Annotated in this window: 8 protein-coding genes; 4 read left to right on the forward strand and 4 right to left on the reverse strand. The window is 76.2% G+C overall.

Features of this window, described 5'->3' with window-relative positions:
- The coding region (locus LWC35_RS38105; protein ID WP_232875432.1) for a response regulator at positions 1 to 2,298 on the reverse strand (2,298 nt) is incomplete at its 3' end.
- A 142-nt stretch (positions 2,299 to 2,440) separates the two neighbouring features.
- Between LWC35_RS38105 and LWC35_RS38110 the strand changes: the two genes are divergently transcribed.
- Entirely contained in the window at positions 2,441 to 3,145 is a 705-nt protein-coding gene (locus tag LWC35_RS38110; protein WP_232875434.1) for an acetoacetate decarboxylase family protein, read from the forward strand.
- Between the two features lie 52 nt (positions 3,146 to 3,197).
- Here the strand turns inward: LWC35_RS38110 and LWC35_RS38115 are convergent, their stop codons facing one another.
- A complete protein-coding gene (locus LWC35_RS38115; protein ID WP_232875436.1) occupies positions 3,198 to 4,022 on the reverse strand; it encodes an alpha/beta hydrolase in 825 nt (274 codons plus the stop codon).
- A gap of 10 nt (positions 4,023 to 4,032) precedes the next feature.
- Positions 4,033 to 6,012: a carboxypeptidase-like regulatory domain-containing protein gene (locus LWC35_RS38120; RefSeq protein WP_232875438.1), complete on the reverse strand. Its 1,980-nt coding sequence runs from the start codon at positions 6,010 to 6,012 to the stop codon at positions 4,033 to 4,035.
- 269 nt (positions 6,013 to 6,281) lie between these two features.
- Between LWC35_RS38120 and malQ the strand changes: the two genes are divergently transcribed.
- Both malQ and LWC35_RS38130 read left to right on the forward strand, forming a co-directional pair.
- Positions 6,282 to 8,228, forward strand: coding sequence for a 4-alpha-glucanotransferase (malQ, locus tag LWC35_RS38125; RefSeq protein ID WP_232875445.1), 1,947 nt, complete (start codon positions 6,282 to 6,284; stop codon positions 8,226 to 8,228).
- A 16-nt stretch (positions 8,229 to 8,244) separates the two neighbouring features.
- On the forward strand, positions 8,245 to 9,033 hold the full coding sequence (locus LWC35_RS38130; protein WP_232875439.1) for a 2-keto-4-pentenoate hydratase: 789 nt from the start codon (positions 8,245 to 8,247) through the stop codon (positions 9,031 to 9,033).
- 109 nt (positions 9,034 to 9,142) lie between these two features.
- On the opposite strand, the gene LWC35_RS38135 is transcribed toward LWC35_RS38130, so the two are convergent.
- The gene (locus LWC35_RS38135) at positions 9,143 to 9,796 is read right to left on the reverse strand and encodes an RraA family protein (protein ID WP_232875441.1); all 654 of its coding nucleotides are present in this window, start codon (positions 9,794 to 9,796) and stop codon (positions 9,143 to 9,145) included.
- A gap of 83 nt (positions 9,797 to 9,879) precedes the next feature.
- Here LWC35_RS38135 and LWC35_RS38140 point away from each other — a divergent pair, with 83 nt between their 5' ends.
- The gene (locus tag LWC35_RS38140; protein ID WP_232875443.1) at positions 9,880 to 10,311 is read left to right on the forward strand and encodes an SRPBCC domain-containing protein; all 432 of its coding nucleotides are present in this window, start codon (positions 9,880 to 9,882) and stop codon (positions 10,309 to 10,311) included.
- Positions 10,312 to 10,333: the final 22 nt, after the last annotated feature.

Genomic DNA, 10,333 nt, shown 5'->3' on the forward strand with positions numbered 1-10,333 from the left:
GCCGGTCCGGGTCGCCGCCTCGACGACCGAGCGGTAGCGCTCACGGTCGTCCGGGTGGATGCGTTCGCGCCAGTCCAGCCCGAGCTCGCCGACCGCGTCGCGCGCGCCGGTGAAGTCCAGCCAGCCGCGGTTGACGAACACCCGGTGACCGCCGGCGTCGTCAACCCAGATGAGCGCGGGCGTGGAGTTGGCCATGGCGCGGAAGCGCAGCTCCGCGGCCCGCCGGACCCGGCCCAGGTGGAGGTGGTTGGCGACGCGGGCCAGCAGCTCGCGGGCGGAGAAGGGCTTGACGAGGTAGTCGTCCGCGCCCGCGGCGAGACCCTCGACGGCGGCCTCCTCGCCGGCCCGCGCGGACAGCAGCACCACCGGCAAGCCGGCCGTGCGGGCGTCGGCGCGCAGCGCGCGGAGCAGCCCGATGCCGTCGAGCTCGGGCATCATGACGTCCGCGACGACGAGGTCCGGGGGGTCGGAGCGGGCCACGTCGAGCGCCTCGGTGCCGCTCGCCACCGCGTGCACGGACCAGTTCTCGCTCAGCAGCCGGTGCAGGTGCTCGCGCATGTCGGGGTCGTCCTCGACGACGAGCACCCGGCCCTGGGGCGGGTCCACGGACTCCGGCAGCCGCGGCGTCCCGCGGTCCTCGGGACGCGAGGGGGTCCAGCGCAGCGCCTCGGCGACGAACGGCTCGAAGGTCTCCGGACGCGGGTGCGGCCTGGCCGCGGGCCGCCCGAGGGTGATGCTCTCGACCGGCAGGTGGACGAACCCGAGCGGCAGCCGCACGGTGAAGGTGCTGCCGACGCCCGCCGTGCTGGTCGCGTCGACGGTGCCGCCGTGCACCTCCACGAGCTGGCGGACCAGCGCGAGCCCGATCCCGCTGCCCTCGTACGAGCGGGCGCGGGCGGCGCGGACCCGGTGGAACCGGTCGAAGAGCCGCGGCAGCTCGTCGGCCGCCACACCGGTGCCGGTGTCGGCGATCCGCAGCACGAACCGGTCGTCCTCGAGGCGGGTGCTCACCCGAAGGCCGCCCTCGAAGGTGAACTTGAGGGCGTTGCTCAGCAGGTTGAGGACGATCTTCTCCCACATGTCCTGGTCGACCCAGACGGGCCGCTCGGACGGAGGGCAGTCGATGTCGAGCCGCAGCCCGGCGCGCTCGGTCGGGGCGCGGAACAGGGCCGCGAGCTCGCCGGTGAGGGTGCCGAGGTCGACGGGCGCGAAGCCGGCGTCGGGGTGCCCCTCCTCCAGGCGCGAGACGTCCAGCAGGGTGTTGACCAGCTTGAGCATCCGCTGCGCGCTGCGGTGGGCGACGTCGGCGTCGTGCCGGACCCGGGGGTCGTCCGCCGCGCGGAGCTGCTCGAGCGGACCCATGATCAGCGCCAGCGGCGTGCGGAACTCGTGGCTGACACCGGTGAAGAACTCGGTGCGGCTGCGGTCGCGGCGCTCCAGCTTGCCGGTGCGCTCCCGGTCCCCCGTGGCCGTCCGCACCGCCGCCAGCGCGGCGTCGACGTGCCCGGCCACCAGCGCGAGGAACTCGCGGTGCTCCTCGTCGATCGGGTGCAGGGGCGTGGCACCGAGCAGCAGCCGGACCCCGCCGCTCAGCGGCGCGGCCCACGCCCGCTCCCCGGACGGCAGCGTGACGAGCCCCTCCCGGTCCAGCAGCGCGACCAGCTCGGGTGTCGGGTCCACGCCCACGGCCACGGGCGCGCCCACCCCGCCGATCAGCGCGAACGGCACGTCCGGCGAGTCCACGAGCGCGGCGACGACGTGCGCGGTCGCCGGGTCGGCCGGATCCGCGTCCCGGACCAGCTTCGCCAGCCGGCCGAGCAGGGCGGTGCGCCGGGCGGCCACGACGTGCGCCGTGCTCTCCGACATCACGGCGAACACGCCCGCGACCGCCCCGTCCGCGGCCCGGACGGGGCTGAACGCGAAGCGCCAGAAGGTTTCCCGCGGCCCGGCGGGGCCGTCCACGACCAGCCGGTCGTCGGTGTGCTGCACCGCCTCCCCGGTGTCGAGGACGTGCCGCAGCGCCGGGCCGACGCGGTCCCACACCTCGGACCAGACCTCCGCGCCCGGCCGGCCGAAGGCCCGCGGGTGCCGGTCGGCGAGGACGGCGGCGAACGCGTCGTTGTAGACGAGGTGGTGCTCCGGGCCCCAGAACACGGCGAGCGGGTGCGGCGAGTCGAGCATGAGGCCGACCGCCGCGGCCAGCTCGGCGGGCCACTCCCCCCGGGGCCCGAGCGGTGCGTCCGACCGGTCGACGGTCGCGAGCAGGCTCCGGACGCCGGGGCCGTCCGGATCCGTCACGAGCCCTCCTCCGCACCGTGGGGCCGGCGCCCCGCCGACAGCCTGCCAGGTCGCCGGGGAGGCGGCGATTCGTGGTCCGTGCGGGCCGGACACGGCCCGTCGACCGGCCGCCGGGCGCTCTCGCACCGGGCAGGATGCGGCCATGGCGACGAAGCTCGACGACGGCAGCTGGGAGGTGCAGGGGAAGCACCTGACCTTCCCCGTGCGCATCGGCGACGCGGGCGCGGCCTGTGCCGCGTACCCCGTGCGGGCGGCCCGCACAGCGGCGCTGCTCGAGGGCACCGGGCTGGAGCCGGTGGCCGTCGGGGGGTGGGCGCTCGCCGTCGTCGGGCTGGTCGACTACCGGGTCAACGACCTCGGCACCTACGACGAGCTGGCCCTCGCCCTCCCGGTGCGGTTCCGCGGCCGGATCGGCGTGCACATCACCCAGCTGCCGGTCACCGAGACGTTCACGATGGAGGCCGGGCGCGCGATGTGGGGCCTGCCGAAGTGGCTGGGGACCGCCGAGCTCGACATCCGCGGCTCCCGCGCCAGCGGGCACCTCGCGCACGAGGGCCGGCACGTGCTGACCGCGGCCCTCTCGACGCTGCCGTTCGCGCTGCCGGGCACCGTGCCCGGGGCGGTCACGGCCTTCGCCCCGCGCGACGGCGTGATGCTCGCCAGCCCCGTCCGCGCCCGGCTGCGCGGGATCCGGGTCGGCGCGGGCGCGGGCACGCTCGTCCTCGGCTCGGGCCATCCGATGGCCGACGAGCTGCGGTCCCTCGGCCTGCCCCGCCGCCCGCTGCTCACCGCGATCGTCGACCACCTCGCCTTCGACATGGACCCCGCCGAGGAGCTGCCGATCTAGGAGGCTGCCGGACCGGGGCTCACCTCCTCGTCAGTACCGAGGGCGCGTCGGGTCAGCGGTGCGCGGCCAACCAGGTACGGAGGTCGGCGATCGGTCGGTCCCGCTCCGGCTCGTTGTAGATCTCGTGCCAGAGGCCCTCGTAGAGTTCGACGGTGAGGTCCGCGGAGCCGAGGGCCGCGGCCAGCGCTCGCGAGGTCTCGACCGTCGTGATCGCGTCGTCGACGCCGTGCTGCAGCAGCACCGGCAGCCGGATCGCCGCCGCCGTCGCGAGGGCCTCGTCCATGGCGTCGAACATCGCGGAGCCGAGCCGCAGCGTCGGGTGGCCCTGGTGGACGAGCGGATCGGCCCGGTACGCCGCGACGACCGCCGGATCCTTGCTGAGGTCCGCGACGTCGATCCCCGCGGGCCGGAGCGTGGGAGCCACGCGAGCGAGTGCGGTCAGGAGCGGGACGAGCCGGCCCGGGACGGCCTGCTTCGACAGCGCCGGGGCGGAGAGCACCAGACCGGCGAGGGACGCCTGGTGGACCGCGGCGTAGCGCAATGCGATCAGCCCGCCCATGCTGTGCCCCAGCAGGATCAGCGGCCGGCCGGGGTGCCGGGCGGCCGCGTGCCGGCGGACGAGGTCGAGATCGGGGACCCAGTTCGTCGGGCCGCCGTCGACCCGCCGGCCCTCGGACAGCCCGTGGCCGGCGTGATCGGGGGCGTAGACCGCCCAGCCGTCGGCGGTGAGGGCCTGCGCGAGCGCGGCGTAGCGGCCGGAGTGCTCACCCAGGCCGTGGCTGACGAGCAGGACACCGGTGACCTCGATGTCCGGGAGCCACCCCCGCCAGAACAGCTCGCCGAGGACGCCCGGCAGGCGCCCCTCCGCGACCGGCACCGGCGGGCCCTCAGTGCTCGCCGGCGGCGGCCGGCTGCGCGACCGGCCCGGTCAGCACGACGTCCTGCGCCGCGTCGGCCTCCTCGTCCACCCGGACGGGGAGGGCCCGCGGCTCGCGCCCCTCGGCGACGACCGCGATCTTGTACTCGCCGGCGGCCAGCTCACCGAAGCGGTAACCGCCCGCGGGCGTGGTGATCGTGGTGGCGACCAGCTCGCCGTCCTGCAGCAGGGAGACCGCGACGGCGGCGACGCCCGAACCCCGCACGTCCCGGACCGCACCGGCGATCGTGGAGGAGCGCACGAGCTGCACCTCGACCTCCGCCACCGCGTACTCGGTGTCGGGCACGGTCAGCGCGACGACCCCCGGCTGGTGCCCGTTCGCCGCGGCGACCAGCACGTACCCGCCCGGGCAGGGCGCGGTGACCTCGCCGCGACCCGCGACGTCGGCGCTCGCGGAGGCGGTCTCGCGGCCACGCGGGTCGAGGAGCGTGACGGTGGCGTCGGCCACCGGGAGCCGGTCGCGCTGCACGACCAGGAACCGGACGGGCACGGCCTGCCCGGGCGCCGGCGGCTCCTCCTCCTCGTGCACGACGGCGAGGTCGACGACGGGGGCGGCGCCGGGGCGCGGGTTGGGGTCGGCGAACCCGAGGGTGCGCAGCAGGGCCAGGTCGACGGCGGCGTGCTCGGCCGCGCGGGCCTCGTCGGGGGCGGTGTCGGTGCCGGCGGGCAGCGGGGCGGGCTCGGGGGCGCTCGTCGTCGGGCTCACGGGCCTCAGCGTGACGGGCCCGGGCGCGGCCTCCGCAGCCGGGGTGTCGATCTCCGGGTCGGGGCTGGTCGCGGGCTCAGCGGTGGGCTCAGCGGTGGGCTCAGGAGTGGGCTCAGGTGCAGCGTCGACCGCCCCCTCGACGGTCTCGGCCACCGGCGCCTCGACGACCGGCTCCTCCGCAGCGACCGCCTCCTCGACGACCGGCTCCTCGACAAGCGGCTCCTCGACAAGCGCCTCCTCGACGACCGACTCCTCGACGACCGACTCCTCGGCAGGCGGCTCCTCGACGAGCGGCTCCTCCGCAGCGACCGTCTCGACCACCGGAACGTCGGCGACCGACTCCTCGACCACCGACTCCTCGACCACCGGCTCGGCGACCTGCTCGACCGGGTGTTCCTCGGGTTCCTCGACCACCACCGGCCCGGCCAGCACCGGCTCCGCGAGGGAGGCTGCGGTCGCACCGGCGGTCATCGCGGTGATCGACGGGACCGAGCGCAGCCTGCGGACATCGCGCCCGTCGTCCGCCCCGCCGCGAACGACGGCGAGCATCGGGCGCTGACCGCCGCCGTCGCGCGGAGCGGGTACCCCGGTCTCGTCGGACGGGGCCTCGGGTCCCCTCCGCCTGCGCGACGCCTCGGCCCGCGCCACCGCCTCGGCGACGGCCGGGCTGACGATCCCCCGGGCCATCGGCCGGTCGTCGCGGTTGGGCGTGGGCGGGGCGACCGAGGTGACCCGGGCGACCAGCGCCGGGTCCACCGCGGACCGACGCTGCGGCCGGATGCGCGGCGGCGCCTCGACCGGCACGCCGTCGACGAACCCGCGCGTCCACGGAGGACCGACCGGGCCGGCGTCGATCTCCTCGGCCACCACCCGGCGTTCGGCCGGCGGCTCCTCGGGGCCGTTCTCCGCGGGCGTGTCGGCCGGCGCGGCGGGCGCGTCCTCGGCCGTGGCCGCGTCCTCGGCCGTGACCGGGTCCTCGCCGGCCGGCGCGGCGGCCTCCGCGGGCACGGTGGGCTCGGTGGCCCCGGGGTCGGTGGGCGCACCGGCGTACCGGTCGCGGACCAGGTCGCCCACCGTCCGCCCCGCGGGCCGTTCGGCCTCGGGCGGGGACGGGGTTCCGGCGACGGTCGCCCCGTCCCGGCCGCCGCGGCGCATCGCCACCAGGACGATCCCGGCGGCCAGCAGCACGAGCAGGACCATGACGACCAGGGCCCACGTGCTCATTCGGCTCTCCTCGCGCGATCTCGTCGAGGCCCGACCGGTGCCCTCGCCGCGGCCGCGCGAGACGTGCGGGCCCGCCCGGACTCGTCGCAGGACCGTAGCACCGGGAGGCCCGTTCACCCTGTTCGGCGACCGGTTCGCGGCGTGTCGCCCGGCCGGGTATCGGCCCAGCTCAGCGCGATTCAGTCGGGCCGGGTGGCCCGCCGCGGCGCGGACGGGGGGTCCGACCGGGCGGAGGCGGCCCCGATCCGGGACGATTCCCCCTCGTGGCGATCGATCCGGACCTCTCGGAGTTGGCCGCGGCGCACGGCGTCGCGACGGTCTACAACGACGGCGACCGCAGGCCGGTCACCGTCGACGAGGAGGTGGTCGTCGAGGTCCTGGGCCTGCTCGACGTCGACGCGTCGAGCCCCGCCGCCCGGGCCGCGGCGCTGGCCGAGGCCCGCGAGCAGGCCGCGCGCGGGCTGCTCCCCGGCACGATCGGCCTGCGCGCCGACCGTTCCCGTCCGCTCCCGGTGCCCGGCGTGCTGGTCGACGAGAACGGCACGCGCCGCGAGGTCGAGGGCGAGCTGACGGGCCTGGAGCCCGGCTGGTACCGGCTGGAGACGGCGGAGCAGCAGGTCACGGTCGTCGTCTCGCCGCGGGCGCTGCCGCCGACGCCGCGGTCGTGGGGCTGGATGCTGCAGCTCTACGCGCTGCACTCCGCCGACAGCTGGGGCATCGGCGACCTCGGCGACCTGCGGCGCTTCACCCCGCACGCCGGCGGGCAGGGCGCCTCGGCGGTCCTGCTCAACCCGCTGCACGCGATCACCCCGCTCTCGCCCGTGCAGCCCTCGCCGTACACGCCGTCGAGCCGGCGGTTCGCGACCCCGCTGGCACTGCGGATCACCGACCTCGCGGAGTACGCCGCGGCCGACGCGGCCACCCGCGCCGAGGTCGACGCGCTGCGCCCGGAGACCGTCGGCGACCGCATCGCGCACGACCGGGTGTGGGCGGCGAAGCGGTCGGCGCTGGAGCTGCTGTGGCGGTCGGCGGGGCGGCCCGACCCGAGCGAGCCCGGGCCCGACCTCGTCGACTTCGCGACCTACTGCGCGCTCGCGGAGCGCTACGGCGGCCGGTTCACCCTCTGGCCCGAGGAGCTGCGCCATCCCGGCTCCGACGCCGTCGCCCGGGCCCGACGCGACCTCGCCCCGCGGGTCGCGTTCCACGGCTGGGTGCAGCAGCGGCTCGCGGACCAGCTCTCCGGGGTGCGCACCGCCGCCCGCGAGGCGGGCATGCCGCTCGGCGTCATCCACGACCTCGCCGTGGGGTGCGACCCGGAGGGCGCCGACGCGTGGGCGCTGCAGGACGTCCTGGCCCTCGACGTGACGGTCGGCGCCCCACCCGACGCCTTCAACCAGCGCGGACAGGCCTGGGGCCTGCCGCCGTGGCGCCCCGACCGCCTGGCCGACACGGGGTACGCGGCCTACCGCGACATGCTGCGCGCCCTCCTCGGCCACGCCGACGGGCTGCGGATCGACCACGTCGCCGGGCTGTTCCGGCTCTGGTGGGTGCCGCCGGGCCGCACGCCCGACCGCGGCACCTACGTGCACTACGACGCCGAGGCGATGCTCGCCGTCCTCACCCTCGAGGCCGCCCGGGCCGGCGCGGCCGTGGTCGGCGAGGACCTCGGGACCGTGGAGCCCGAGGTCACCGAGGCCCTGCACAGCCGGAACATGCTCGGCTCGACCGTGCTCTGGTTCGCCCGCGACCCCGAGCGCGAGGACGCGCTCATGCCGCCCGACGAGTGGCCGGAGGAGGCCGTCGCGACCATCTCCACCCACGACCTGCCGACGGCCGCGGGCTTCCTGAGCGGCGAGCACGTCCGGGTCCGCGCCGACCTCGGCCTGCTCGACGACGTGGCCGCCGAGGAGCGCAAGGCCGCCGCCGAGCGGGAGGAGCTGGTCGCCCTGCTGGTCGCCGAGGGGGTGCTCGACTCCCCCGACGCCGCGGACGACCGGATCGTGGTCGCGATGCACGCCCTGCTCGCCCGCAGCCGCAGCCGGCTCGTGCTCGCCTCGCCGTACGACGTCGTCGGCGAGACCCGGCAGCCCAACCTGCCCGGAACCGTCGACGAGTACCCGAACTGGCGGCTGCCGCTGCCGGTCCCGCTCGAGGAACTCGTGGCGGACCCGCGGGTGAAGGAGGTCGTCGCGGCATTGCGTTCCGGGGGCCGGTGAGGCGACGATCACGTCCATGCCCCTCAGTGCCGAGGCCCTGACGACCGCCGACCACGCCGCCGACCTGCTCTGGCGGGCGTGGACGGACGGCGACGTGCTCGACGACCTCCCGGAGGACCTGCGCCCCTACGACCACGCGGCCGGCTGGGCGATCCAGCAACGGATCGGCGAGCGGGCGGGCCCGGGGTACGGCTGGAAGATCGCGGCGACGTCGGCGCCGAGCCAGGCCGTGATCGGCATCGGCACCCCGCTGCCGGGCCGGCTGTTCGACCGGTTCCGCTTCGAGCCCGGCGCCACCCTGCCCTTCGGGGGCCTGCACATGCGCGTGGTCGAGGCGGAGTTCGCGTTCCGGATGGCGTCCGACGTGCCGGCGGGGGCGTCGCGGGAGGAGGTGCTCGCGGCCGTCGCGGCGCTGCACCTGGCGATCGAGGTACCCGACTCCCGGCTGCGTGACTACCCGCGGGCCGGCAGCTCGCTGCTGCTGGCCGACGTCGCGTGCGCCGGGCAGTTCGTGCTCGGCCCGGAGATCCCGGACTGGCAGGGGATCGAGTTGTCCACAGCGGGGACAGCCCTGTGGATCAACGGCGAGAAGGCCGCCGTGGGGAACGGCGCCGAGGTGATGGGCGACCCGCGCACGGCACTGGTGTGGCTCGCCGAGGAGCTCGCGCACCTCGGCACCGGCCTCAGGGCCGGCGAGATCGTGACGACCGGCTCCACCACCCCGGTCCCCGCGATCTCCGCCGGCGACGCCGTCCGCGCCGACTTCGGCCCCCACGGCTCCGTGGAGATCACCTTCTCCTCCTGACCCACGCGAACTCGCGACTCGCGCTGCACGAGGTCCCGACTCGCGGGGAACAGGAGCCTCGGTTCCCGCGAGTCGGGAGATCCGGCAGCGCGAGTCGCGAGTTCTGCGGTCAGACCGTGAAGCCCAGGGTGCTGGGCTGTTCCTTCGCGAGGGCGGCGAGGTGCTCGTCGACCGTGGTCATGGCGTGCAGGTCCCGGCCCGCCGCCATGCCCTCGAGCAGCGCCTTCTCCGCCCGCTCGATCTCCTCGGCGGTGTCGACCGCGGCGGCGAAGCGCTCCCGCGGGCCGACGACGACCCCGTCGTCGTCCCCGACCACGATGTCCCCCGGCGAGACGCGCACCCGACCGAGCAGCACCTCGCGCCCGAAGGTGCCCGGGTCGCGGGTGGTGCCGGACATCGGGTTGGTGCCCCGCGCGTGCACCGGCAGCCCGATCCGCCGCAGGCCGCGGAGGTCCCGGCAGTAGCCGTCGATCACGATCGCCACGATCCCCCGCCGGCGCGCCTCGGTGGCGAACAGCTCGCCGGACACCGCCTTGCGCAACGAGTTCGTGGCCACCACCAGCACCGACCCGGGCTCGGCCTCCCGCAGCGCGACGAGCACGGGCAGGTGGTCGTCGTAGGCGAGCAGCGTGAACGCGGGCCCGGCGAACGAGACGTCCGGGACCATCGCGCGGATCGTCGGGTCGACGACGGCGAGTCCCTTGTCTGCGTCGCAGAGCGAGGAGACCTGCACCGCGCGGAGGCGCTCGATCAGCGTGTCCATGCCACCATCCTGCTCCTGCAAGCCTTGACTTGCACCTCGCGATGGTGCAACCTCGTGCTTGCACATCGACCGAGGAGGACACCGTGGACACCATCACCCGCGAGATCACCGTCAACGCCGCCCGTCCCCGCGTCTGGGAGGTCATCACCCGGGCGCAGCACCTCGGACGCTGGTTCGGCGATGCCGGGGCGGAGATCGACCTGCGCCCGGGCGGCCGGCTCACGCTCAGCTTCGAGGGCCACGGGACCAGCGTCGCCCGGGTCGAACGGGTCGAGGAACCGGAGGTGTTCAGCTTCCGGTGGGCGCGCAGCCGGGGGATCGAGCCCTCGCCGGGGGACGAGACGCTCGTCGAGTTCACCCTGACCGAGACCGCGGACGGGACCCTCGTCCGGGTCAGGGAGAGCGGGTTCGCGAGCCTGACCGGCGACGCCGCCGCCCACCACCGCGGGAACACCGAGGGCTGGGCGATCAAGACCGCCGAGCTGCAGCGGTACCTGGAGACCGTGCCGGCATGAGTGGCCAGGCCCTGTCGGCGCT

Source organism: Pseudonocardia kujensis, assembly GCF_021283305.1.
GTDB lineage: Bacteria > Actinomycetota > Actinomycetes > Mycobacteriales > Pseudonocardiaceae > Pseudonocardia > Pseudonocardia kujensis.

What these genes read in the sequence shown, in the direction of transcription:
- LWC35_RS38110 (WP_232875434.1), top strand. Translation starts at nt 2,441, where the DNA reads ATGGCGACGAAGCTCGACGACGGCAGCTGGGAGGTGCAGGGGAAGCAC.
- LWC35_RS38120 (WP_232875438.1), bottom strand. Translation starts at nt 6,012, where the DNA reads ATGAGCACGTGGGCCCTGGTCGTCATGGTCCTGCTCGTGCTGCTGGCC.
- LWC35_RS38130 (WP_232875439.1), top strand. Translation starts at nt 8,245, where the DNA reads ATGCCCCTCAGTGCCGAGGCCCTGACGACCGCCGACCACGCCGCCGAC.
- LWC35_RS38135 (WP_232875441.1), bottom strand. Translation starts at nt 9,796, where the DNA reads ATGGACACGCTGATCGAGCGCCTCCGCGCGGTGCAGGTCTCCTCGCTC.